Genomic DNA, 22137 nt, shown 5'->3' on the forward strand with positions numbered 1-22137 from the left:
TGTACGCCCGGGACGGTATAGCTCCGGGGAAACATGTGAACCTCCGCGGATTAGGCCGGCCGAAAAATCGAATGGTTTAGGTGGGCCAAAAACGGACCGCTCGGTGTGCAACGACGAGACTTCATCGCCGGAACCGCGGCCGGCGCCGCGCTGTTGGCCGGCTGTAGCGGCGCGACGGGGAGCGAGACGCCGACGAACGACACCGCGGCGACCGCGACGGGGACGCCGACCGACACCGCCTACACCGTGGAGATGGCCCCGGTCGGCGAGGTGACGTTCGAGTCCGTCCCCGAGACGTGGGTGGCGAACAACGGGAGCTGGGCCGACATGGGCGTCGCGCTCGGGCTGGAGCCGCCGAAGGGCGTCTGGCTCACGAGCCGGTACCACACGCAGTACTACGACGAGGTACCGGGCGTCTCCGTGGACACGTCGGGGATGGTGTCGCTGTATCAGAGCGGCGTGAGCAAGGAGCTGTTCTACGAGCTCGACGCCGACGTCCACGTCATGGACCCGAACTTCCTCATGAACCGCTTCGACGGGTGGGCGCAGTCGGACGTGGACGAGATCGTCGACCGCGTCGGCCCGCTGTTCGGCAACTGCATCTACGCCCAGCACTACCCGTGGCACGACGACTACCGCTACTACACGCTGTACGAGGCGTTCGGGAAGCTCGCGGAGGTGTTCGACCGGACGGACCGCTACGAGGCGTTCGTCGACATCGACGACGAGTTCCGGTCGAACCTCGCGCCGGTCGTCCCCGGACAGGGGGAGCGCCCCGAGGTCGCGGTACTGTGGGGCGTCGGCGACCAACCCGAACAGTACTACCCGTACCTCATCGGCCAGGGGACCGGGTTCGAACACCTCCGCGCGCTCGGCGTCCGCGACGCGCTCGCCGAGACGAACATCCAGGACTTCCACGGGAGCCGCGGCGCCATCGACAACGAGACGCTGCTGGAGGTCGACCCCGAGGTCCTCATGCTGCGGGGCTACGAGTCGAAGACCCGGGCGGAGTTCGAGGACACGGTCGTCGCCTACCTCGAGGACAACGACACCACCGCCGACCTCACCGCCGTTCGGAACGGCGACGTGTACCGCGCCGGCGGGCTGTACCAGGGGCCCATCACGTACATGGTGCTGACGGAGCGGACCGCGGGCCAGCTCTACGGCTTCGACGGCGACCTGTTCGACCGCGAGCGCGTCGCCGACGTCGTCGCGCGCGACCTGTAGATGACCGACACCGATGTCGTCGTCGTGGGCGGCGGCCCGACCGGCAGCGCCGCGGCCGTCTTCCTCGCGCGCTACGGCCTCGACGTCGTCGTCTTCGACCGTGGCAGCGCGGCGCTCCCGCGGGCCGCCTACGTCGAGAACTACCCCGGCTTCCCGGGTGGTATCGACGTCGGGACGCTGACCGACCTGCTCTCCGACCACGTCGAGACGGCCGGCGCGACGCTCGTCGACGACCTCGTCGAGTCCGTGGAGCGCGACGACGAGGGATTCCGGGTCGCGACGGCCGACGGGCGCGAACCGACCGCGAGCTACGTCCTCGCGGCGGCGTGGTACGACGGTTCCTACCTGCGGCCCGTCGTCGGCGACGACGCGTTCGCGGTCCACGAACACCACGGCGAGGAACACGAGCGGTTCGACCCCGAGTTCCCCGAGCGCGACGGTCGCACGCCGGTGGACGGCCTCTACGTCGCCGCGCCGAACGGCGGGCGGAACGCGCAGGCGGTCGTCGCCGCCGGACAGGGCGCACAGGTCGCCCGGAGCCTCATCGAGGACGACCGGCGCGCGGAGGGGTTCCCGCCCGCGCTCGCGACGGAGTACGACTGGCTCCGCCCCGAGAGCGAGTTCGCCGGCGAGTGGGGCGACCGCGACCGCTGGCGCGAGTGGTTCGCGAACGAGGCGGGCGACCACGACCTCTCGGAGGAGCGGTTCGCCGAACTCCGCGAACGCTACATCGACCGCGCGTTCGCCACCCGGCGCTCGCCCGAGGCGGTCGAGGAACTGACCGCCGAGGGCCACCGACGCCTCGCCGAACACCTCGACGACGCGGCGCTCCTCGACGCGGCGGACGACGACGCCGTCCGCGAGTACGCCGCGGAACTGGACGCGCGGACCGACCCGTCGGACGACTGACCCCGCCCTCCTCCCGATTTAGGCCCGCCGAATAACCGAAGCGTTCTTCTACGTTTAGGTGGGCCTAAAAACATGGCACGAGAGGACACACGACCGACGCGGCGGGAACTGCTCGGGGCCGGCGCGGCCGTCGGCACGGGGCTGTTGGCCGGCTGTAGCGGCGCGACGGGGAGCGAGACGCCGACCGACGGGGACGCCGCGACGGCGACCGAGGGCGAAACGGGGACCGCGACCGACGGGCCGCGCTACCGGGCCGAGCTCTCGCCCGTCGGCGAGGTCACCCTGGAGGAGCCGCCGACGAACGTGTTCGCCCACTTCCCGTGGTTCGCCGACATGGCGACCGCGCTCGGGCAGGGGGAGAGCATCAACAGCGTCTGGTGGGACGGTACCGCGACGGCGATGGAGTACTTCACGGCGGACCTCGACGGCGTCGAAATCCCGTGGCGCGACCGGACGACCGCCTACGGCTTCTCGAAGGAGCAGCTGTACGAACTGGACAGCGACCTCCACCTCGTCGACCCGGCGTGGGCCACGACACAGGAGAACTGGGACCGGGGCGACGTCGAGGACATCGGCGACGCGGTCGGGCCGTGGTTCGGCAACTACTACAGCAACTTCCACGCCGAGCCGCCCGCGGCGTGGGCCGACGGCTACGAGTACCACTCGCTGTGGGAGCTGTTCGAGGGGGTCGCGGCGCTGTACGGCGAGCGGGCGCGCTACGAGGCGCTCGCGGCGCTCCGCGCGGACCTCCTCTCCACCATCGAGGCGGGGCTTCCGCCCGAGAGCGAGCGCCCGACGGCGGCGTACCTCTCCATCTCGACGGACCTGTCCGCCATCTACGTGCTCCGGCTGAACGCGCCGGGCTACTTCAACGCGCACACCCGACCGCTCGGCGCGACCGACGCCTTCGGCGACGACGGGTGGGACGGGGCGTTCCAGCAGGTGGACATGGAGGCGCTCCTGGAGGCCGACCCGGACGTCCTGCTCACGCTGTGGGGCGTCACGGGCGCGGTCGACTACGACGCGATGCGGCGGAACCTCGCCGAGGACGACCTCGGGAGCGAACTCTCGGCCGTGCGGAACGACCGCGTCTACACGCAGGGGACGCGGTGGCAGGGGCCGCTGATGAACCTCTTCCAGCTGGAGATGACGGCCAAACAGCTCTACCCCGAGCGGTTCGGCGAGTGGCCCGTCTACGAGGAGGGCGACTCGTACCCGTCGTTCGACGCGTCCGAGCGGCTGTTCGACCGCGAGCGTCTGTCGGCCGCGGTCCGGGGTGACGTGTGACCGGCGCGCGCCCCGACCGGGCCGGAACCGAACGGCTTTTAGAGAATTAGGGGAACCTAAAACCACGCATGCACGGACGAGGGGTGAACGATGGCCGCTGAGACCGACACGTCGGGCGTCGCCGCGGGGGAGCGGTTCGAGTGGGTGGACCCCTCGCTCGTCACCTTCTGTCTCGGGGCGCTCGCCGCGACCGTCGCCGCCGGGCTGATACAGGTGAGCTTCGGCACGTACACGATGTCGCTCGGGACGGCGTGGGGCGCGGTGTTCGACCCCGCGGTGTGGACGAACCCGAACGTGTTCGCGACGTTCCTGCTCGGCGACGGCCTCGCCGCGACGCTCGGCTTCTCGACCGAGTTCGACCTCTCTCGCGAGACGCTCATCGTCTGGTCGATACGGATGCCGCGCGTGCTCGTCGCGGCGGCGGTCGGCCTCGCGCTCGCGCTGTCGGGGGCGATATTCCAGGCGGTCACGCGCAACGAACTCGCGAGCCCGTTCATCCTCGGGGTCTCCTCGGGCGCGGGCCTCGCCATCCTGCTGACGCTCGTCGTCCTCCCGGGCCTCGCCGCGCTCCTCCCGCTGTTCGCCGCCGTCGGCGGCACCGCCGCCTTCCTCGTCGTCTACGCCATCGCGTGGCAGGGCGGCACCTCCCCCGTCCGGCTGGTGCTCGCGGGCGTCATCGTCGGGACGGTGTTGAACTCGCTCCAGACGGGGCTGTTCTTCTTCGCGGGCGACGTCGGCGTCGTCCAGCAGGCCGTCGCGTGGACGACCGGCTCACTCACGGGCGTCGACTGGGAGCAGGTCCGCACGGTGCTCCCGTGGGTCGTCCTCGTCGTGCTTCCGGGGACGGCGCTCGGCGCGCGCCAACTCAACGTGCTCGTGCTCGGGGAGTCGACCGCGAGCGCGCTCGGGATGCGCGTCGAGCGCACTCGCTTTCTACTCTCGGGCGTCGGCATCGTCGCCGCGGCCGCCGCAGTGTCGGTCGCGGGCATCGTCAGCTTCGTCGGCCTCGTCGTCCCGCACATGGTGCGGACGATTCTCGGCAGCGACCACAAGCGGCTGCTCGTGGGCTGTACCTTCGCCGGACCGGCGCTCCTCGTCGTCGCGGACGTGGGCGCCCGGCTGTTCTTCGAGGTCGCGCTCGGCTCGCCGACGCAGATACCCGTCGGTATCGTCACCGGCCTCGTCGGCGGCCCGTACTTCCTGTACCTGATGCGCCGCCGCGCACAGCTTGGTGAACTATGAGTACCGGCACGAACGCGGAGCGGGAGCCGGACGGGAGCGACCGGGCGCTCGGCCCGGCACTCGTCGGCGACGACCTCGCGGTCGGCTACCCGGCGACCGACGAGCCGGTCGTCGAGTGCGAACACGTCGTCCTCCCGGCGGGGGAGGTGACGGCGCTCGTCGGCCCGAACGGCTCCGGCAAGTCGACGCTGCTGAAGGCGCTCGCCGGACAGCTCGAACCGTGGGCCGGGACCGTGACCATCGGGGACGACGACGTGTACGGGATGGGGAAGAAGCCGCTCGCGCGTCGGCTGGGACTCCTCTCGCAGGACGGCGACCTCCCCGCCTCGCTCAGCGTCCGCGAACTCGCCCGGCACGGCCGTCACCCCCATCGCGGCTTCCTCGAACCGCTCGACGACTCGGACCACGAGGCGGTCGCGGAGGCGCTCCGGCTGGCCGGCGTCGCCGACCTCGCGGACAGCGAGGTCGGTCAGCTGTCGGGCGGCCAACAGCAGCTCGCCCGCGTCGCAATGACGCTGGCACAGGAGCCGGAAGTCCTCCTGTTGGACGAGCCGACCACGTTCCTCGACCTGCGCCACCAGCTCCAGGTGCTCGACGCCGTGCGCGAACTCAACCGCGAGCGGGGCGTCACCGTCGGCGTCGTCCTCCACGACATCGCGCAGGCGGCCCGCTACGCCGACAACCTCGTCGCGCTGCGCGACGGGACGCCCTACGACTGGGGCCCGCCGGCCGACGTGGTGACCGAGGACCTCCTCGCGGACGTGTTCGGCGTCGAGGCGACGGTCCGCGAGGGGCCCGAGGTCGTCCCGCACCGCCCGCTCGACTGACGCCGGGACAGGAACCCATATCCGGGGGCGGTCCGTTCGACCGACAATGACCGAAGAGAGCGTCTTCGACCGCTATCGCGCGGACGTGGACGAGCCGATGCGTCGCCTCTTCGCCGCCTACGGGAAGCCCCGCTACGGCTGGTTCGCGCTCGGCGTCCTCGCCAACCTCGTCGCACAGTTCGCCTCCCTGGTGCCGCCGCTCGTCCTCGGCGCGGCCGTCAACGCGCTCAACGGACAGGCGTACACCCTCCCGCTCGTTCCCGACGGCGTCCTCCCGACGGGGTCGGTGGGCGCGTTCGAGCTCTCCGTCGCCCTCATCGCGGCCGCGTTCGTCGCCACGGGCGTCTTCACCTACCTCTACGGCGTCGCCGCCAACGAGTTCGCCCACGGCGTGATGCACGCCGTCCGCGTGGACTGTTTCGAGAAGATGAGCCGGCTCGACATGTCCTTCTTCGACGACAAGCAGACCGGCGAGACGATGTCCATCCTCTCGTCGGACACGGAGAACCTGGAGATGTTCCTCGACAACGCGCTCACCGGCGCGGTGCGGCTGGGCGCGATGCTGCTCGGCATCGGCGTCGTCCTCTTCCTGGAGAACGCCTACCTCGCGACCGTCACGCTGCTCGTCGCCCCCCTCATGACCGTGTTCACCTACTGGTTCATGAAGCGCGCCGAGCCGCTGTACGCCGCCCGCCGTTCCACGATGGGCCGGCTCAACACCCGGCTGGAGAACTCCATCGCCGGGATGGAGCTGACGAAGACGACCGCCAGCGAGGAATACGAGGCCGAGCGCGTCCGCGGCAACTCGAAACAGCTGTTCGACGACACGATGGCGATGCTCCGGCTCTCCTACTTCTACCGGCCGGGGATGGAACTGCTCGCCGGGGTCTCGTTCACCCTCACCTTCCTCGTCGGCGGCTACTGGCTGTTCGTCGGCGCGCCGCCGGGCGCGACCGGGGAGCTACAGGTCGGGACGTTCGTCGCCTTCCTCTTCCTCTCCCAGCGGTTCGCCACGCCGCTCGCGGAGGTGTCGAACATCATCGACCAGTACGAGAACGCGAAGGCCTCCTCCGAGCGCGTCTTCGGGCTGATGGACATCCCCGCCGAGGTGCGCGATGCGGAGGACGCCGTCGAACTCGACGAGGTCGAGGGCGACGTCGTGTACGACGAGGTCGACTTCGCGTACGACGGCTCCGAGACGGTCATCGACGACGTGAGCTTCGCGGCCGAACCGGGCGAGACGGTCGCGTTCGTCGGCCCCACGGGAGCGGGCAAGTCCACGATGCTGAAACTGCTCCTCCGGATGTACGACGTGACCGGGGGGGAGATACGCGTCGACGGCCACGACATCCGCGAGGTGACGATGGAGTCGCTCCGCTCGCACGTCGGCTACGTCGGCCAGGAGACGTTCCTCTTCGACGGCACCATCGCCGACAACATCCGGTACGGCCGGTTCGACGCCCCCGACGAGGCCGTCCGCGAGGCCGCGAAGGCCGCGGAGGCCCACGACTTCATCACGAGCCTGCCGGACGGCTACGACACCCGCGTCGGCGAGCGCGGGGTGAAGCTCTCCGGGGGGCAACGCCAGCGCGTCGCCATCGCCCGCGTCGTCCTGCAGGACCCCGAGATACTCGTCCTCGACGAGGCCACCTCCGCGGTCGACACGGAGACGGAGTACCTCATCCAGTCGTCGCTCGACTCGCTCTCCGAGGACCGGACGACGTTCGCCATCGCCCACCGGCTCTCCACCGTGAAGGGGGCCGACACCATCCTCGTGCTGGAGGACGGCGAGGTCATCGAGCGGGGCGACCACGCGACCCTGTTGGAGGAGGGGGGCCTCTACGCCGACCTCTGGAGCGTGCAGGCCGGCGACCTCGACTCGCTTCCCGAGGGGTTCCGCGAGCGCGTCGTCGCCGAGGGCGGCGACTAAGCCCGGCTCCGCCGCTCGACGCTCGCTATCGCGTCCTCGACGGTGTTCACGGCCTCGAAGCCGTCGAACTCCGTGAGGTCGTGGGTGCCGAGGCCGGCGACGGGCTTGCCGAAGTCGAGCGCGAGGCCGAGTTCCGAGAGCGTCCCGGTCCCGCCGTCCACGGCGACGACCGCGTCGCCGTTGAGGACGACGAGGGTGTTGCGGGCGTTGCCCATGCCCGTCGCTATCGGGACGTCGAGGTACTCGTTCCCCTCGTCGGGGCGCTCGCCCTTCAGAATCCCTATCGTGCGGCCGTCGCGGAGCTTCGCGCCGCGACAGACGGCCTCCATCACGCCCCCGTAGCCGCCGCAGACGACCGCGTGGCCGCGCTCGGCCAGCCGCTCGCCCAGTTCGCGGGCGACGCCGTAGGTCCGGTCGTCCACCCGGCCGCCGCCGATGACAGACACGCGCATACCCCGACTCCCGGCGCGGGCGGCATTTCACTTCCGCCCCGGCACGCGAACCCTTATTCGCCGGAACGCGCTAACACCGGCACATGGCGGCCTCCGACACGTCCGAGTACCTCGACCGGCCCCTCCTCGCGCCCGGCTTCCTGGAGGACCGGTCGTACCAGACGACGCTCGCGGACGCCGCGTGCGAGGCCCACACGCTCGTCTGTCTCCCGACCGGGCTGGGCAAGACCACCGTCTCCTGTCTCGTCACGGCCCACCGGCTCGCCGAGTACGGCGGCACCTCGCTGATGCTCGCGCCGACGAAGCCGCTCGTCCAGCAGCACGCGGAGTTCTACCGCGAGGCGCTCGACGTCCCCGACGACGAGATCGTCGTCTTCACCGGGGACGTGCGCCCGGACGACCGCGCCGCCCTCTTCGAGTCGGCGCGCGTCGTGATGGCGACCCCGCAGGTCATCGAGAACGACCTCGTGGGCAACCGCGTCTCGCTCGCCGGCGTCACGCACATCACTTTCGACGAGTGTCACCGCGCGACCGGCGACTACGCGTACAACTACATCGCCGACCGCTACCACGCCGACGCCGAGGAGCCGCTCGTCACCGGGATGAGCGCCTCCCCCGGGGGCGACAAGGAGGAGATACTCCGGGTGTGTGAGAACCTCGGGCTGAGCGAGGTGGAGGTGATGACCGAGGACGACGCCGACGTGGCCGAGCACACCTACCGGACGGAGGTGGACTGGCAACACGTGGACCTCCCCGACGACGTGCTCGCCATCCGCGACGCGCTCAACGAGGTCATCACCGACCGGCTGGAGAAGCTGAAGGACCTCGGCGTGGTGAACTCCACGGACCCGAACATGAGCCAGGGCCAGCTGAACAAGGCGCGCGGCCAGCTCCAGCGGCTCATGTCCAACGACCAGTCGGAGGGGTACAAGGGAATGTCCGCCCACGCCGAGGTGATGAAGCTCCGGCGGGCGACGGAACTCGTGGAGACGCAGTCCGTCGAGTCGCTGCGGCGGTACTTCGAGCGCCAGCGCGAACAGGCGCGCTCGTCGGGGTCGTCGAAGGCGAGCCAGCGGTTCGTCTCCGAGCCGAAGGTGAAGGAGGCGATGCGCCTCGCCGAGTCGTTCGACGGCCTCCACCCGAAGTTCCGCAAGACCCGCATCCTGCTCGCGGAGACGTTCGGCCTCGAAGGCGGGTCGCGCGCCATCGTGTTCACGGAGAGCCGCGACACCGCGGAGACGCTCACCGAGTTCCTCTCGGAGTCGTTCGACACCCGGCGGTTCGTCGGGCAGGGCGACAAGGAGGGCTCCGACGGGATGACCCAGAAAGAGCAGAAGGAGACGCTCGACCGGTTCCGCGCGGGGGAGTTCGAGGTGCTCGTCTCCACCAGCGTCGCGGAGGAGGGGCTGGACGTGCCCGACGTTGACCTCGTCCTCTTCTACGAACCCGTCCCGAAGGGCGTCCGCTCCATCCAGCGGAAGGGCCGGACCGGCCGCGCCTCGGAGGGGAAGGTCGTCGTCCTCATCGCCAACGACACCCGCGACGAGGCGTTCTTCTGGATGTCCAGAAACGAGGAGAAGCGCATGGAGGAGGAGCTCCGGAAGCTGAAGGGGATGGCCGGGGAGGTGGAGGCCGAACTCGGGCAGGAGTCGCTGGCGGACTTCGCCGACGCGGACAGGGAGGAAGGCGACGCGGACGGCGAGGGAAGCGACGACGACGCGGAGACCGACACTGAGGCGACGGCCGAGGCGAGCGCCGGCGCGGCCGCGACGAAGGGCCAGTCTGGCCTCGACTCCTTCGCGGGCGAGGAGGGGGAAGCCGACGGACCCGAAACGGGGGGCGACGACACGGAAGAGGAGTCCGACGACGAGGAACCCGCCCCCGAGGACCGCGTCGCCGCGACCGCCGGAACCGACGGCGACGGGGTCGAGATCGTCGCCGACCAGCGGGAACTCGACTCCACCATCGCGCGCGACCTCTCGACGCGCGACGGCATCACGACCCGGCTCGAAACGCTCGCCGTCGGCGACTACGTGCTCTCGGACCGCGTCGTCGTCGAGCGCAAGAGCGTGAGCGACTTCCTCGACACCCTGCTCGGCGAGGACCGCTCGATGTTCGAGCAGGTGGGCGACGCCGTCCGCAACTACGCGCGGCCCGTGGTCATCGTGGAGGGAGAGGACCTCTACGGCGAGCGCAACGTCCACCCGAACGCCATCCGCGGGGCGCTGGCCTCGCTAGCCGTCGATTTCGGGGCCTCGGTCCTCTTCACCCGCGACGAGGGCGACACCGCCGACCTCATCGAGGTCATCGCCCGGCGCGAACAGGAGGAGTCGAGCCGCGAGGTGCGCGTCCACGGCGAGAAGTCGAACCGGACGCTGGACGAACAACAGGAGTACGTCGTCTCCGCCGTCGCGGAGGTCGGCCCCGTCACGGCGCGCGCGCTGCTCGAACACTTCGGGAGCGTGGAGGCCGTGATGACGGCGAGCGAGGAGGAACTGCTGGAGGTGTCGGGCGTCGGCCCAGTCACGGCCGAGCGGTTCCGCGAGGTTATCGGCGGCGACTACACCTAGAGGCGGTCGGCCGCGTCCAGCGCCTCGGCGGCCTCCTTCGCCGCGGCGAGGTACTCGCGGGTCGCCGCGAGGTCGTCGGCGCTCTCCGCCTGTGCCGCCATCTCTGAGAGCGTCCGCGCGAGCGAGGCCCGCGCGGCGGTCACGTCGTCGTCCGCGCGCCCGGTGCGTTCGGGCCGTGCGGGTGTGGTCGGCTCGGGACTCGGCTCGGGCGCCGGCTCGGTCGGCTGGCGCGCCTCGGCCTGTTCGGGAACCTCGGTCGGCTGCGGCTCCCCTCTCCCCTCCGGTTCCGGCGTCGCCTCGACACCTTCCTGTGACGCCGGTTCGCCCTGCTGCGCCTGTCCGGCCTGCCGGGCCTGCTCAGCCTGTTCCTGTCCGGCCTGTCCCGCCTCGGGCTGACCCCCCGGCCCGCCCTGACACGTCGGGCAGAACTCCTGTCCGTCCCACCGGAAGACGGGGTCGCCACAGCGGTCGCAGTGTTTGTTCGTCATCGTCGCGCCCTTGAGCAGGAGTTCGGACATGCGCTCGGACTGCTCGCGCTTGCGCTTGTCCTGCTCGAACTGCTCGCGCAGTTTCTCCCGCTCCGCCTCGCGGTCGAAGTCGCTCATACCCGCCCGAACGCCGTCGCGTCGCAAAAGCGCTGTGCCCGCGGCCGCTCGCCCCCGTCGACACGAACCGTTTAGACGCCTCCCGACCACGGGACGCGCATGACCGTCTACGAGACCGACGTGCCGGGCGTCGGCCGGAAGTTCGAACTCGACCTCGACGCGGGCGGGCGCGCGGTCGTCCTCCTCCACCACAACGGCCGCGTGGAGCTGTTCCGCCGCGCGAGCGAGGACGCCGACTCAGAACGCCTGCTCGACCTCTCCAGCGACGAGTCCAACCGGCTCGGCTCCATCCTCGAAGGGGCGTACTTCGAGAGCGTCGACACCGACGAACTCGCGGTGCCGCTCGGCGACGCCGTGCTGGAGTGGACCGAGGTGCGCGACGACTCGCGGGTCGCGGGACAGACGCTCGCGGGCGCGGACCTGCGCAACGTCGCCGGCGTCTCCGTCATCGCGGTCCAGCGCGGCCCGGACACGACGCCGAACCCCGACGCCGACTTCGAACTCCGCGCCGGCGACATCCTCGTCACGCTCGGCACCCGCGAGGAGCAGGAGCGGTTCAAGGACCGCTGTACCTGATGGCGGCCGTCCTGCTGGAGGCCGGCATCGTCTTCGCGGCGCTCGCCGTCGGCGGCGCGGTCGCCGCGCGCGTCGACCAGTCCGTCATCCCGGCGTACATCGTCGCCGGCCTCCTCCTCGGCCCGGCCTCGCCGATAGCACCCCTGCGGCTGGTGGAGACGACGGAGTTCATCGAACTGCTGCGCGAACTCGGCGTCGTCCTCCTGCTCTTCTTCATCGGGCTGGAGTTCAACCTCTCGCGGCTGGCCGCGGCCCGGACGAAGGTGCTTCGTGCCGGCGGCATCGACATGGGGCTCAACGGCCTCGTGGGGCTGGGACTGGGCCTCGCGTTCGGCTTCTCCGTCTTCGAGTCCGTCCTGCTCGCGGGCGTCGTCGCCATCTCCTCGTCGGCCGTCATCACGAAGTCGCTCATCGACCTCGGGTGGATCGCCGACCCGGAGAGCGAGGCCATCCTCGGCGTGCTCGTCGCGGAGGACATCGTCGTCGCCGTCTACCTCGCCGTCGTCGCCGCCGTCGCCGTCGGGGGGACGCCCGCGAGCATCGGGCGGTCGCTCGCCGTCTCGCTGGCCGTCGTCGCCGCGCTCGTCCTGCTCGCGGCCCGCGGCACGGCACTGCTCGAACGGCTGTTCGAGACCGACTCGGACGAACTGTTCCTCCTCCGGACGGTCGGCCTCGCCGCGCTCGTCGGGGGGCTCGCGCTCTCCGCCGGCGTCAGCGAGGCCGTCGCGGCGTTCTTCCTCGGCGCGGCCGTCGGCACGACCTCCCACGTCGGGCGCATCGAGCGGCTCATCGTCAGCGAGCGGGACCTCTACGCCGCCGTGTTCTTCTTCGCCGTCGGGCTGGAGACGGACCTCGGGGCGCTCGGGGCCGTCGCCCTCCCGCTCGTCGTCCTGGTCGTCCTCTCGGCCGCCTCGAAGCTCGTCTCGGGGTACGTCGGCGGGCGCGCCTACGGGCTGGACGAGCGCCGGTCGACCCGGGTCGCGCTCGCGCTGGTCGCCCGCGGGGAGTTCTCGCTGGTCATCGCCGCCATCGCCCTCTCTGTCGGCGCGACCGAACTCGTCGCGCTCACCGTCGGCTACGTCCTCGTGATGAGCGTCCTCGGCACGACGCTGATGCGCTACTCCGGGCGCATCGAGCGAACCGTCGTCGCGCGGCTCACACCGTCGTCGCCAGCGTGATCGCGAGGGCGGCGGCGGGCGGAATGGTGAGGTTGTCGTCCACGACGTAACCCGCGACGACGGGCTTCACGCCGTCCGCGAGCGTCGCGGCGGCCGCGCCCGCGATGGCCGGCACGCTCCCCACGAACGGGAGCGCGAGCAGGGTACACACCCCGAACATCGCGAGGAGGACGAACCCCCGCTTCGCGGGCCGGAGCCCGCCCGTCGAGAGGAGCCCCGACACGGGGTCGCCGAGCGCGAGCATCAGCATCGCGGGTATCGCCGCGTCGGGCGCGAACAGCCACGCGACGGCCGCCATCGAGAGGAGATACAGCGCGTAGCCCGCCGGGGCCGACCGTTCGTACTCGCGGGTGAGGCGGTCGAAGAACGCCCAGCGGACGCGCCCGGAGAGGCGGAGCGCCTCCAGCACGGCGGCGACGGCGACGGCGACGGAGAGGAGGAGTCGCAGGGCCGCGTACGGGAGCAGGTCGAGCGCGTACGCGAGGGGGAACGCGGCCCCCGTCGCGTGGACGAGGCGGCGCTCGACCTCCGCGCGCATCAGAGCGGGTGGACGTCCTCGCGCTCCGAGAGGGCGGCGAAGTCGGTGCCTGCGCGCAGTTCCGTCAGCAGCGCCGGGAGGTCGGCGGCGCGGACGCGCGCCTGCGCGGTCGTGTCGCGGTCGCGCAGGGTGACGGTCGCGTCGTCGTACTCCGCCTGTTCCAGCGTCTCGTGGTCCACGGTGACGCAGACGGGCGTGCCCACCTCGTCCTGCCGGCGGTAGCGCCGGCCGATGGAGCCGGACTCGTCGTACGCCACCTCGAAGCCGGCCGCGCGCAGGCGCTCGCGGACCTCCTCGGCCCGCTCGACGATGCCCTCGTCGTTGGAGACGAGCGGCGCGACGCAGGCGAACGTCGGCGCGAGTTCGGCCGGGAGGTCGAGGTACGTGCGCGCCTCGCCGTCAACCTCGTCCTCGCGATAGGAGTGGATGAGTGCGGCGTAGAACAGCCGACCGATGCCGAAGGAGGGCTCCACGACGTGCGGCGTGACGTGTTCGCCCGACTCCGTCACCGTCTCGACGGAGAAGTTCGCCACGTCCGTGTCCACCTCGTACGGCTCGCCGTCCACCTCGACTTCGACCGCGTCGCCGTCGAAGGCGTCGGGGTCGCGGGCCGCGAGGTCGTCCAGCGCCGCGGCCACGTCGGCGGCCGCGCCGCCGAACTCCGGGCCGAGCGTCGCCATGTCCGGGTCCACGGTCGCCCGCTCGACCGTTCGCGGCTCGTCGTACTGCCGGAAGACGGTGAAGTCCTCGCCCGAGCCCGCGGCGTGGTTCGAGAGGTCGTAGTCACTCCGGTAGGCGAAGCCGGTCGCCTCGATCCACTCGCCGTCGACCTCGACCTCGGCGTCCCAGCAGTCCGCGGCGTAGTGGGCGCGCTCGCCGGCGAGGTGCTGGCGGTAGCGGAAGCGGTCCATGTCGATGCCGACGGAGGCGTACCAGTCGCGCGCGACGCCGAGGTAGTAGGCTATCCAGTCCGACTCGATGACGCCCGCCTCGACCGCCTCGCCGACGGTGTACGTCTCGATGCCGCCGTCGCCGCTCTGCGCCTCGGCCGAGTAGAGCGGCACCGACACGTCCGCGACCTCGTCGAGGGGTGGCTCGTCCGTCTCGGGGTCGATGAACTGTTCGAGCTCCGCCTGCGTGAACTCGCGGACGCGGATGAGACCCCGGCGGGGGGATATCTCGTTGCGCCACGCCGTGCCGACCTGGGCGACGCCGAAGGGGAGCTTGCCGCGGGCGTACTCCTTCAGCCGCGGGAACTCAACGAAGATGCCCTGTGCCGTCTCCGGGCGGAGGTACCCCGGCTGCGAGGTGCCCGGGCCGATGGCCGTTTCGAACATGAGGTTGAAGTCGTCCACCGGCTCGTCCGCGAGCGACGCGCCGCAGGCCGGACACGCGACGTCGAGTTCGCCGAGCAGTTCGGCGACGCGCTCGACGCCGAGCGCCTCCGCGTCCTCGTACTCCGAGTTGTCCTCGACGAGGTGGTCGGCCCGGTGGGAGGCGCCGCAGTCGGGACACTCCACGATCATGTCGTCGAAGCCGTCGAGGTGGCCCGACGACTCGAACACCGGCTCCGGCATCACGTCGGGCGCCGATATCTCCATGTTGCCCTCGCGGGTGACGAAGCGGTCGCGCCAGGCGTCCTCGATGTTGCGCTTCAGCGCGGCGCCCTGCGGGCCGTAGGTGAAGAAGCCGGCGACGCCGCCGTACGCCTCCGACGACCGGAAGAAGAAGCCCCGCCGCTTTGCGAGCTCCGCGACCGTCTCCAGCTCCTCGCTCATAGCGCCTCCAGCAGGTCCGTGTCCCGCACGACGCCGACGAGTTCGTCGCCGTTCATCACGGGCACCTGCTCGATGTCCTCGGTGATGAACAGCTGGGCGATCTCGGTGGCGGACTTCGAGCGCGAGACGGTGACGAGCGAGTCGGTCATGAACCCCGCGACCGGCTCGGCGGGTATCTCGACGTTCCGGGTCGGGAGGTACCGCGAGCCGGTCGCCTTGATTCCCTCCCACTTCCAGTCGTCGTCCTCGTCGGCGATGGCGTCGCCGGTCGATTCCTCGCCCTCGACGATGCGGGCCACGTCGAGGATGTCCACCTCGGTGAGCATCCCCTCGGGACGGCCCTCGGCGTCGAGGACGACGCCGTACGCCTCGTCGGCGTAGGCGAGTTCGCGCTCGGCGACGGTGAGCGGCGTCTCGCGGTAGACGGCGTTGACGTCGGTCGCCATCAGCTCGCCGGCCTCGGCGTCGGCGGCCACCTCGCCGTTCGCCATCGCGCGCACCACGTCGGTGATGGTGACGATGCCCTCGAGGTCGTCGTTCACGACGGGAACGCGCCGCTGGCCCGTCTCGCGGATGAGCGCGGCGACCTCCGACAGCGGGGTGTCGGCGCTCACGGACTCGACCTCCTCGACGAGCAGGGCCAGCTGGTCCTCGTCGGGCTCCTCGATGAGCCGCTCGCGGGAGACGAGGCCGCGGAACTCGCCGTTCTCGGCGTTGACGACGGGAATCGACGAGAACTCGTTGTCCTGCAGGCGGTCGAGTACGTCCTCGCGCGAGCCGGGGACGACGGCCGTCACGAGCGACTCGCGGGGCGTCATGGCGTCTGCGGCGTTCATAGCCACAACGCCGCGCGCCGCGTACTAAGTCCTTACACTTCCGTGGGACGGCGCGACGGGGCCGCCGAGCGGGGGAACGACGGCCGCGACTGTCCATCCGTCAACCTTATGTACTTCGTGTTAACTAATCGCAAGCATGGCTCCGGACTCAGCGGTCACCGGAAGCGCGACCGAACACGGGGAGGTCATGGCGTCCGTCGACGACGGCGCGCTCCTCGTCGCCGATGTCTCGCGGGACGACGCCTGGCTCTCGATGCCGCGGGAGCAGGCACCGGTCCTCGCGGAGCACTGCTGAGTCTACCGCTCGTTCGTGAACGCGTCGTCGAACCGCTCGTCGCGCCGTAGCTGTGCGGTCAGCGCCTCGCGGGCGGCCTCCGGGTCGTCGAACGCCTCGTACTCGTCGGCCAGCCTGTCGAACGCGTCCGCGAACGTCTCCGTCTCGTTGGCGAGGTCGAACTCCGTCGCCCGGTACTGGGCCGCGAGGTCGTCGGTGTTCGCCGGGTAGCCGCCCTCGGCGGCCACCTCGTCGAGGACGCGCTCGATGCGCTCGGCCGGGTCCTCGGTACGCTCGCGCGGGTCGCGGGTCGGGTCGCGGTCGCTCATGCCACGCGGCGTTCGCCCGCCCGCCTGTTAAGCGCCGGGGCCGGGACTACCGCTCCACGACCAGCAGCGCGACCCGTTCGAGCACGAGGTCCGCGAGCGTCGCGTCCGTCGCGGCCAGTTCCCGCTCCCCGATGCCGAAGAAGTCGCGGACGCGTTCGGGGTCGTACTCGCCCAGCGTCGGCCTCGAGGCGAGCAGGTCGCCCACCGCCGCGGCGGCGGCCGCCTCGTCGCCCGACCCGTCCGGCGCGGCCGCGACGAGGACGACGGCCGGGGTCTCCCCCTCGCCGACCCCCATCGCCAGCGCGCGGCGTATCTGTCGCCGGCCGGCCGCGTACAGCAGCACCTCGACGGCCCGGTCGCGGGCGATGCCGTCGCCGCGGGCGCGCTCGCGGTCCGCGAGTTCGAGCGCCCGCCCGAGGTGGCGCGCCGAGACGACGAGGCGGGCGTCGAACGCCTGGACCGTGACGCCGTGTTCGTCGCCCACCGCGCCGAGCGCGTCGACGAACGCGTCCGTGTCCGGGAACCGCTCGCCCCCGACCGTCACCGTGCCCTCGACGAGTTCCATCAGAAGTCACCCAGACTCGCCTGGTCCTCGTCGTCGCCCGTCGCGGGCGTCGCCATCCCCTCCTCGTCGTCCGCGGGCGCGGCGTCGGGGTCCGGCGTCACGCCGTCCATGTCCGGGTCCCGGTGGCCGGCGTTTTCGAGTACCGTCTCGGCCGTGCGCCGGCGCCCCTTCAGCGCCGCGAGGACGACCGGCTTCTCGGCGTTGCGCAGTTCCGAGCGCGTCTCGACGCCCGCCTCGAACAGCCGGCGTGCGCGCTTGCGCCCGACGTTGCGCACGCCCGCGAGGTCGATGAGTTCCTCCCGGACGCCGTACTGGACGCGCTTCTTCGCCTCGCGGACCCCGACGGCGCTGCCGAGGCCGAGTTCGCCCGCGAGCGACTCCGCCGCGCCGAGGAGCCACTCCGCCGTGTCCACCTTCCCGCGGATGTCGCCCGGGCCGACGCCGTAGCGGTCGGTGATGCGGTCCTCGTCCGTCTCCGAGGCCCAGTCCTCCAGCAGCATCGCGGTCTTGAGCGCCGAGAGCCAGTCGTCGAACCGCGACTCCTCGAACTCCGAGGGGGTGTCGCCGGGCAGTTCGCCCTCGCGCTCGTACGCCTCCATCGTGAACTCCTCGCGCTCCCCCGACCGGAGGTAGAGCTGGTACATGTCGGGCGTGCGGCAGACGAGGTGGTAGAGGCCGAGCGCGGAGGGGTCGTCGGCGTCGCGCAGGCCGTCGATTATCGTCGCCGCGCTCATCGGGTCGAGGTAGAGTCGCGAGACGGTGTGGCCGAGGGCGGTAGCCTGAAGGCGCCCAGAATCGGTCTCCTCGATGAAGTCGTTCACGCGCAGGTACGCGAGCATGTCGTCCATCACCCGGTCGAGCCGGCCCTGTTCGTCGGTCTGGGCGGCGTACAGCGTCCCTTCGAGGAACTCCCGGAGGGAGTCGCGCGAGTCGGCGAAGCCCGACGCGATGGTGGCGAGCAGGTGGGTCCGCATCGCCGGCTCCGCGGCCAGTTTCGAGCGAACCGGCTCCGGGTCGGCCCACACGTACCGCTCGAACAGTTCGTCCAGTTCGTCGTGGCTGTTCGCGAGCAGGACGGCCTCGCCGTAGGGGTCCATCCCCGGTCGGCCGGCCCGGCCCATCATCTGGTGGACTTCCAGGACCGAGAGCGGCTTCATCCCGCCCGCGTCCCCCGAGTAGCGCCGCCAGTCGCGCACGACCACCCGCCGCGAGGGGGTGTTCACGCCGGCCGCGAGCGTCGGCGTCGCGCAGACGCACTTCACCAGGCGGTCGCGGAAGGCGTCCTCCACGAGTTCGCGGTGGCGCGGCGCGAGGCCGGCGTGGTGGAAGGCCGCGCCCTTCGCCACGGCGTCGGCGAGGTCGTCGCTCGTCTCGGCGTCGGAGACGCCGCGTATCTCCTCGGCTATCTCGTCCAGGGCGGCGAGTTCGTCGCCGTCGAGTTCCCCCGAGGTGACGTTCGCCAGCCGCCGGGCCGCGGCCTCGGCGTTGCGCCGGGAGTTGACGAAGACGAGCGCGGAGCCGCCCTCCTCGACCACCTCGCCGTCCTCCGTCGTGTCGCGGAGCGTGTCGCGGACGATGGCGGCGGTCGGCTTCTCCGAGGACTGCACCCGCAGTTCCTCCTGCGTCCCGTCGTCGAAGTGGAGCGCCTGCCCGTAGTGGACCCCCTTCCGGAGGTCGATGGGTCGCCACGAGGAGTCCACGAGTTCGGCGTCGAGCCACTCGGCGAGTTCGCCGGCGTTGCCGATGGTCGCGGAGAGCGCGACGACCTGCAGGGCGGGGTTGCGCGACCGGAGTTTCGCGAGCGTCACTTCGAGGGTGGGGCCGCGGTTCGGGTCGTCCACGAGGTGGACCTCGTCGGCGACGACGCAGTCGAGGCGGTCGAGCCACGGCGCGCCGTTGCGCACGAGCGAGTCCACCTTCTCGGAGGTGGCGACGACGATGTCCTTCTCGGCGAGCCACTCCCCGTCGGAGTCGTAGTTGCCCGTCGAGACGCCGACGGAGACGCCGTACTGCTCGAACTGCTCGAACTCGGCCTTCTTCTCGGAGGCGAGCGCGCGAAGCGGGACGATGTACAGCGCCTTGCCGCCGTTGCGGGCGGCCGCCAGCATGGCCAGCGTCGCGATGAGGGTCTTCCCCGACGCCGTCGGGATGGAGGCGACGAGCGAGTCCCCCTCGGTGACGCCGGCCTCGACCGCCGCGGCCTGCGGCGGGTACAGCGAGTCGATGCCGTCGGCCCGGAGGTGGTCGGGGAGCCACTCCGGCACCGCGGGCACGTCGGAGACGTCCATTGGCGACGGCTAGCGCGGCCTCCGATTTAAACCGTCGTTCGTCGGCCCGTCAGGTCTTTGCCCGCCCGCCGTGTCGCCGGGGTATGCGCATCGAGTACGACCGCGACACCTGCATCGGGATGTTCCAGTGCGTCGCGGAGTGGGACGCGTTCGAGCGGGACGAGACGGCCGGCAAGGCCGTGCTGTCGGGGAGCGAGGAGGTCGAGGCCGACTGGGGCGACGACGTGAGGGTCCGCGAGGTCGCGGAGGGGGAGGAACTGGACGCGAAGTTCGCGGCGCGGTCGTGTCCGGTCGACGCCATCCGGGTGTACGACGGCGACGAGCGCGTCGTCTGAGCGCCGGCACAACCGTTATATACGATACTCGTGATGAATCCGGTAGTATGTCCCGCAGTCACCGCGACCGCGACGTCGGCACGCACGTCGAGGAGTGGGCCGGCTTCGTCGGCACGGGAGTAACGGCCGACGAGGACCGCGACGAGTAGCCGTTACGCGATCTCGTCGTACTGCTCGGAGAGCTTCTCGGCCGCCTCGTCCATCAGTTCGCGCTCGTAGTCGTCGAGTTCCCACTCCACGACCTCCTCGACGCCGTTCGAGCCGAGCTTGACGGGGACGCCGAAGGCGGTGTCCTCGTAGCCGAACTCGCCGTCGAGCGCCAGCGACCCGGGCAGCACCGCGCCCGTGTCGTTCAGGATGGCCTCGACCATGTGGGCGACGCCGGTCGCCGGCCCCCACTGGGTCGCGCCCTTCCGGGAGATGACGTCCATCGCGGACTCCTGGAGGTCGCCGAGTATCTCCTCGCGCTCGTCGGGCGAGAACTCGGGGTCGCGACCGTCGACGCGGACCTTCGAGAAGACCGGGACCTGCGCGTCGCCGTGCTCGCCCAGAATCGTCGCCTCGACGTTCTTCACGGGGACGTCGAACCGCTCGGAGAGGACGTAGCGGAACCGCGCGGAGTCGAGGCGGCCGCCGAAGCCGACCACCTTGTGGCGGTCGCGGTCGCCGGCCTCGTACAGGTGGCGGTTGAGCAGGTCCACCGGGTTCGAGGTCGTCACCGAGACGAAGTCGTCGTTGTACTCGGCGATGGAGGCGCCGATGTCCTCCATGATGGGCGCGTTGTCGCCCGCGAGATCGATGCGCGTCTGGCCCTCCTTGCGCGGGATGCCCGCGGTGATGACGACCACGTCGGAGCCCTCGGTGGCCGAGTAGTCGCCCTGTCGGACGACGGTGTTGGAGTCGTAGGCGATGCCGTGGTTCGTGTCCGCCGCCTGCCCGACGGTCTTCTCCTCCATGTCCGGGATGTCCACGAAGACGAGTTCGTCGACGACGTCGCGGAGCGCGAGGTTGTAGCCAGCGGCGGCCCCGACGGTGCCGGCGGCGCCGATGATGCTAACCTTAGCCATAGTCGTCCGGGGAGTCGGTCGGTCCGCGATTAAACGCTTCGAAAGCGTAGTTCCTGCCGCACGAGGCGTCAGCGGAGCGAACGCTCCCGAACGCCGAGCGTGCCGTCGCCCCCTACCGCACCCGTTCGCCGCCCTTGTACACCGCGTCCACGTCGTACACGTGGTCGATGTCGTCGCGCGGGTCGCCGCCGAGCGCGAGGAAGTCGGCGTGGTTCCCCTCGGCGAGGCCGCCCACGTCGTCGGGTATCGTCCGGCCCGCCACGCTCGTCGCGGCCGCGACGGCCTCCGTCGGGGTGAAGCCGACCTCCGAGACGAGCAGTTCGAGTTCGAGCGCGTTCTCGCCGTGGGGAATCAGGTCCGGGCCGATGAAGTCCGTCCCCGCGGCGATGGGGACGCCCGCGGCCTTCGCCCGGCGGACGGACTCGAAGTGGGCCTGTTGTGCCGCGCGCGCCTTCCGCAGGCCGTGTTCGGGGACGCCGTGGTCCTCCCCCTTCGTGACGATGCGGTGCATGATTGCGAGCGTCGGGACGAACGTCGCGCCCGTCTCCTCGAACAGGTCGAGACACTCGTCGTCGATGTGGAAGCCGTGCTCGATGGTGTCGACCCCGTTCTCCAGCGCGCGCTTGATACCCGGCGCCCCCTGCGCGTGGCTGGCGACGGGCATCCCGACGCGGTGGGCCTCTTCCACGAGCGCGGCCACCTCCTCGTCGGTGAACTGCGCCTCCGTCGGGGAGTCCTTCTCCGAGAGGACACCCCCCGTGGTCATTATCTTCAGGAGGTCCGCGCCCTCGCGGTGGCGCTCGCGGGCGACCCGGCGGCACTCGTCGGCCCCGTCCGCGAGCGTGGAGATGCCCGCGCCGTCCTTCACCCACTCCCGGGGAAGCATGTGGAGGTCGCCGTGGCCCCCGGTCTGTGAGATGGAGAGCCCGGAGGTGTAGACGCGCGGCCCCTCGACCTCGCCGGCGTCGATGGCGTTGCGCACTCCGATGGCCACGTCCGACCCCACGTCGCGGACCGTCGTGAAGCCCGCGTCGAGCAGTTTCCCGGCGTCGGCGACGGCGTTGGCCGCGCTCTCGGCCGTGGTCCCCGCGACCCAGTCCATCGGGTCCATCGAGCGCCCGCCCTTCAGGTGGAGGTGCGCGTCCACGAACCCCGGCGTCACCACCTCCCCGGAGAGGTCCACGCGGTCGCCATCGGCCGCGACCTCGTCGCGCGTCCCGACGGCCGTCACCCGGCCCTCGGAGACGGCGAACCGTCCGTCCTCGACGACTTCCCCGCCCGTGAACAGCGTTCCGCAGTCGACGTACATACCGTCGGGTCGGGA

The 22137-nt window shown here is 71.1% G+C and carries 21 protein-coding genes; 11 read left to right on the plus strand and 10 right to left on the minus strand.

Going from position 1 to position 22137, the window contains the following annotated elements; translation table 11 throughout:
• Positions 1 to 105 precede the first annotated feature (105 nt).
• From P2T37_RS06990 to P2T37_RS07015, 6 genes are all read left to right on the plus strand, one after another.
• On the plus strand, positions 106 to 1227 hold the full coding sequence (locus P2T37_RS06990) for an ABC transporter substrate-binding protein (protein WP_276236079.1): 1122 nt from the start codon (positions 106 to 108) through the stop codon (positions 1225 to 1227).
• On the plus strand, positions 1228 to 2136 hold the full coding sequence (locus P2T37_RS06995; protein WP_276236080.1) for an FAD-dependent oxidoreductase: 909 nt from the start codon (positions 1228 to 1230) through the stop codon (positions 2134 to 2136).
• Between the two features lie 72 nt (positions 2137 to 2208).
• Complete coding sequence (locus P2T37_RS07000; protein WP_276236081.1) at positions 2209 to 3423, plus strand: ABC transporter substrate-binding protein; 1215 nt, start codon at positions 2209 to 2211, stop codon at positions 3421 to 3423.
• Positions 3424 to 3513: 90 nt separating this feature from the next.
• Positions 3514 to 4665 (plus strand): FecCD family ABC transporter permease, encoded by a 1152-nt coding sequence (locus tag P2T37_RS07005; RefSeq protein WP_276236082.1) that lies wholly within the window; start codon positions 3514 to 3516, stop codon positions 4663 to 4665.
• On the plus strand, positions 4662 to 5492 hold the full coding sequence (locus P2T37_RS07010; RefSeq protein WP_276236083.1) for an ABC transporter ATP-binding protein: 831 nt from the start codon (positions 4662 to 4664) through the stop codon (positions 5490 to 5492). The genes P2T37_RS07005 and P2T37_RS07010 overlap by 4 nt, the downstream gene beginning before the upstream one ends.
• A gap of 46 nt (positions 5493 to 5538) precedes the next feature.
• Positions 5539 to 7422, plus strand: a complete 1884-nt coding sequence (locus P2T37_RS07015) for an ABC transporter ATP-binding protein (protein WP_276236084.1) — start codon at positions 5539 to 5541, stop codon at positions 7420 to 7422.
• On the opposite strand, the gene P2T37_RS07020 is transcribed toward P2T37_RS07015, so the two are convergent.
• Positions 7419 to 7874 carry a TIGR00725 family protein gene (locus tag P2T37_RS07020; RefSeq protein WP_276236085.1) on the minus strand — a complete coding sequence of 152 codons (456 nt, stop codon included), beginning with the start codon at positions 7872 to 7874 and terminating at the stop codon, positions 7419 to 7421. The two genes, P2T37_RS07015 and P2T37_RS07020, sit on opposite strands and share 4 nt — an antisense overlap.
• Positions 7875 to 7957: 83 nt before the next feature.
• Here P2T37_RS07020 and P2T37_RS07025 point away from each other — a divergent pair, with 83 nt between their 5' ends.
• The gene (locus P2T37_RS07025) at positions 7958 to 10444 is read left to right on the plus strand and encodes a DEAD/DEAH box helicase (RefSeq protein WP_276236086.1); all 2487 of its coding nucleotides are present in this window, start codon (positions 7958 to 7960) and stop codon (positions 10442 to 10444) included.
• Here the strand turns inward: P2T37_RS07025 and P2T37_RS07030 are convergent.
• Positions 10441 to 11049, minus strand: a complete 609-nt coding sequence (locus P2T37_RS07030; protein WP_276236087.1) for an Sjogren's syndrome/scleroderma autoantigen 1 family protein — start codon at positions 11047 to 11049, stop codon at positions 10441 to 10443. The genes P2T37_RS07025 and P2T37_RS07030 overlap by 4 nt on opposite strands.
• Before the next feature lie 99 nt (positions 11050 to 11148).
• On the opposite strand from P2T37_RS07030, the gene P2T37_RS07035 reads away from it, so the two are divergent.
• Both P2T37_RS07035 and P2T37_RS07040 read left to right on the plus strand, forming a co-directional pair.
• Entirely contained in the window at positions 11149 to 11625 is a 477-nt protein-coding gene (locus P2T37_RS07035; protein ID WP_276236088.1) for a cation:proton antiporter regulatory subunit, read from the plus strand.
• Positions 11625 to 12803: a cation:proton antiporter gene (locus P2T37_RS07040; protein ID WP_276236089.1), complete on the plus strand. Its 1179-nt coding sequence runs from the start codon at positions 11625 to 11627 to the stop codon at positions 12801 to 12803. The genes P2T37_RS07035 and P2T37_RS07040 overlap by 1 nt, the downstream gene beginning before the upstream one ends.
• Here P2T37_RS07040 and P2T37_RS07045 read toward each other — a convergent pair.
• Genes P2T37_RS07045 through P2T37_RS07055 form a run of 3 tightly spaced genes read right to left on the minus strand, consistent with a single transcriptional unit; the run spans position 12781 to position 15955 of the window.
• The gene (locus tag P2T37_RS07045; protein ID WP_276236090.1) at positions 12781 to 13341 is read right to left on the minus strand and encodes a diacylglycerol/polyprenol kinase family protein; all 561 of its coding nucleotides are present in this window, start codon (positions 13339 to 13341) and stop codon (positions 12781 to 12783) included. The genes P2T37_RS07040 and P2T37_RS07045 overlap by 23 nt on opposite strands.
• Complete coding sequence (glyS, locus tag P2T37_RS07050; protein ID WP_276236091.1) at positions 13341 to 15119, minus strand: glycine--tRNA ligase; 1779 nt, start codon at positions 15117 to 15119, stop codon at positions 13341 to 13343. The genes P2T37_RS07045 and glyS overlap by 1 nt, the downstream gene beginning before the upstream one ends.
• A complete protein-coding gene (locus tag P2T37_RS07055) occupies positions 15116 to 15955 on the minus strand; it encodes a CBS domain-containing protein (RefSeq protein ID WP_276236092.1) in 840 nt (279 codons plus the stop codon). Before P2T37_RS07055 ends, glyS begins: the two co-directional genes overlap by 4 nt.
• A gap of 136 nt (positions 15956 to 16091) precedes the next feature.
• On the opposite strand from P2T37_RS07055, the gene P2T37_RS07060 reads away from it, so the two are divergent.
• Complete coding sequence (locus P2T37_RS07060; protein WP_276236093.1) at positions 16092 to 16250, plus strand: DUF7556 family protein; 159 nt, start codon at positions 16092 to 16094, stop codon at positions 16248 to 16250.
• 2 nt (positions 16251 to 16252) lie between these two features.
• On the opposite strand, the gene P2T37_RS07065 is transcribed toward P2T37_RS07060, so the two are convergent.
• Genes P2T37_RS07065 through P2T37_RS07075 form a run of 3 tightly spaced genes read right to left on the minus strand, consistent with a single transcriptional unit; the run spans position 16253 to position 19411 of the window.
• On the minus strand, positions 16253 to 16558 hold the full coding sequence (locus P2T37_RS07065) for a DUF5789 family protein (RefSeq protein ID WP_276236094.1): 306 nt from the start codon (positions 16556 to 16558) through the stop codon (positions 16253 to 16255).
• Positions 16559 to 16604: 46 nt separating this feature from the next.
• Complete coding sequence (gene cgi121 / locus P2T37_RS07070) at positions 16605 to 17123, minus strand: KEOPS complex subunit Cgi121 (RefSeq protein ID WP_276236095.1); 519 nt, start codon at positions 17121 to 17123, stop codon at positions 16605 to 16607.
• Complete coding sequence (locus tag P2T37_RS07075; RefSeq protein WP_276236097.1) at positions 17123 to 19411, minus strand: ATP-dependent DNA helicase; 2289 nt, start codon at positions 19409 to 19411, stop codon at positions 17123 to 17125. The genes cgi121 and P2T37_RS07075 overlap by 1 nt, the downstream gene beginning before the upstream one ends.
• 83 nt (positions 19412 to 19494) lie before the next feature.
• Here P2T37_RS07075 and P2T37_RS07080 point away from each other — a divergent pair, with 83 nt between their 5' ends.
• Complete coding sequence (locus tag P2T37_RS07080; protein ID WP_276236098.1) at positions 19495 to 19746, plus strand: ferredoxin; 252 nt, start codon at positions 19495 to 19497, stop codon at positions 19744 to 19746.
• A gap of 152 nt (positions 19747 to 19898) precedes the next feature.
• Here P2T37_RS07080 and mdh read toward each other — a convergent pair whose 3' ends face one another.
• On the minus strand, positions 19899 to 20813 hold the full coding sequence (gene mdh / locus P2T37_RS07085; RefSeq protein WP_276236099.1) for a malate dehydrogenase: 915 nt from the start codon (positions 20811 to 20813) through the stop codon (positions 19899 to 19901).
• A gap of 112 nt (positions 20814 to 20925) precedes the next feature.
• The gene (locus tag P2T37_RS07090; protein ID WP_276236100.1) at positions 20926 to 22122 is read right to left on the minus strand and encodes a metal-dependent hydrolase family protein; all 1197 of its coding nucleotides are present in this window, start codon (positions 22120 to 22122) and stop codon (positions 20926 to 20928) included.
• Between the last annotated feature and the right edge of the window lie 15 nt (positions 22123 to 22137).

Source organism: Halosegnis marinus (genome assembly GCF_029338355.1).
In the GTDB taxonomy this organism is placed as follows: Archaea; Halobacteriota; Halobacteria; order Halobacteriales; family Haloarculaceae; genus Halosegnis; species Halosegnis marinus.

What these genes read in the sequence shown, in the direction of transcription:
- P2T37_RS06995 (WP_276236080.1), top strand. Translation starts at nt 1,228, where the DNA reads ATGACCGACACCGATGTCGTCGTCGTGGGCGGCGGCCCGACCGGCAGC.
- P2T37_RS07000 (WP_276236081.1), top strand. Translation starts at nt 2,209, where the DNA reads ATGGCACGAGAGGACACACGACCGACGCGGCGGGAACTGCTCGGGGCC.
- P2T37_RS07005 (WP_276236082.1), top strand. Translation starts at nt 3,514, where the DNA reads ATGGCCGCTGAGACCGACACGTCGGGCGTCGCCGCGGGGGAGCGGTTC.
- P2T37_RS07010 (WP_276236083.1), top strand. Translation starts at nt 4,662, where the DNA reads ATGAGTACCGGCACGAACGCGGAGCGGGAGCCGGACGGGAGCGACCGG.
- P2T37_RS07015 (WP_276236084.1), top strand. Translation starts at nt 5,539, where the DNA reads ATGACCGAAGAGAGCGTCTTCGACCGCTATCGCGCGGACGTGGACGAG.
- P2T37_RS07020 (WP_276236085.1), bottom strand. Translation starts at nt 7,874, where the DNA reads ATGCGCGTGTCTGTCATCGGCGGCGGCCGGGTGGACGACCGGACCTAC.
- P2T37_RS07025 (WP_276236086.1), top strand. Translation starts at nt 7,958, where the DNA reads ATGGCGGCCTCCGACACGTCCGAGTACCTCGACCGGCCCCTCCTCGCG.
- P2T37_RS07030 (WP_276236087.1), bottom strand. Translation starts at nt 11,049, where the DNA reads ATGAGCGACTTCGACCGCGAGGCGGAGCGGGAGAAACTGCGCGAGCAG.
- P2T37_RS07035 (WP_276236088.1), top strand. Translation starts at nt 11,149, where the DNA reads ATGACCGTCTACGAGACCGACGTGCCGGGCGTCGGCCGGAAGTTCGAA.
- P2T37_RS07040 (WP_276236089.1), top strand. Translation starts at nt 11,625, where the DNA reads ATGGCGGCCGTCCTGCTGGAGGCCGGCATCGTCTTCGCGGCGCTCGCC.
- P2T37_RS07045 (WP_276236090.1), bottom strand. Translation starts at nt 13,341, where the DNA reads ATGCGCGCGGAGGTCGAGCGCCGCCTCGTCCACGCGACGGGGGCCGCG.
- glyS (WP_276236091.1), bottom strand. Translation starts at nt 15,119, where the DNA reads ATGAGCGAGGAGCTGGAGACGGTCGCGGAGCTCGCAAAGCGGCGGGGC.
- P2T37_RS07055 (WP_276236092.1), bottom strand. Translation starts at nt 15,955, where the DNA reads ATGAACGCCGCAGACGCCATGACGCCCCGCGAGTCGCTCGTGACGGCC.
- P2T37_RS07060 (WP_276236093.1), top strand. Translation starts at nt 16,092, where the DNA reads ATGGCTCCGGACTCAGCGGTCACCGGAAGCGCGACCGAACACGGGGAG.
- P2T37_RS07065 (WP_276236094.1), bottom strand. Translation starts at nt 16,558, where the DNA reads ATGAGCGACCGCGACCCGACCCGCGACCCGCGCGAGCGTACCGAGGAC.
- cgi121 (WP_276236095.1), bottom strand. Translation starts at nt 17,123, where the DNA reads ATGGAACTCGTCGAGGGCACGGTGACGGTCGGGGGCGAGCGGTTCCCG.
- P2T37_RS07075 (WP_276236097.1), bottom strand. Translation starts at nt 19,411, where the DNA reads ATGGACGTCTCCGACGTGCCCGCGGTGCCGGAGTGGCTCCCCGACCAC.
- P2T37_RS07080 (WP_276236098.1), top strand. Translation starts at nt 19,495, where the DNA reads ATGCGCATCGAGTACGACCGCGACACCTGCATCGGGATGTTCCAGTGC.
- mdh (WP_276236099.1), bottom strand. Translation starts at nt 20,813, where the DNA reads ATGGCTAAGGTTAGCATCATCGGCGCCGCCGGCACCGTCGGGGCCGCC.
- P2T37_RS07090 (WP_276236100.1), bottom strand. Translation starts at nt 22,122, where the DNA reads ATGTACGTCGACTGCGGAACGCTGTTCACGGGCGGGGAAGTCGTCGAG.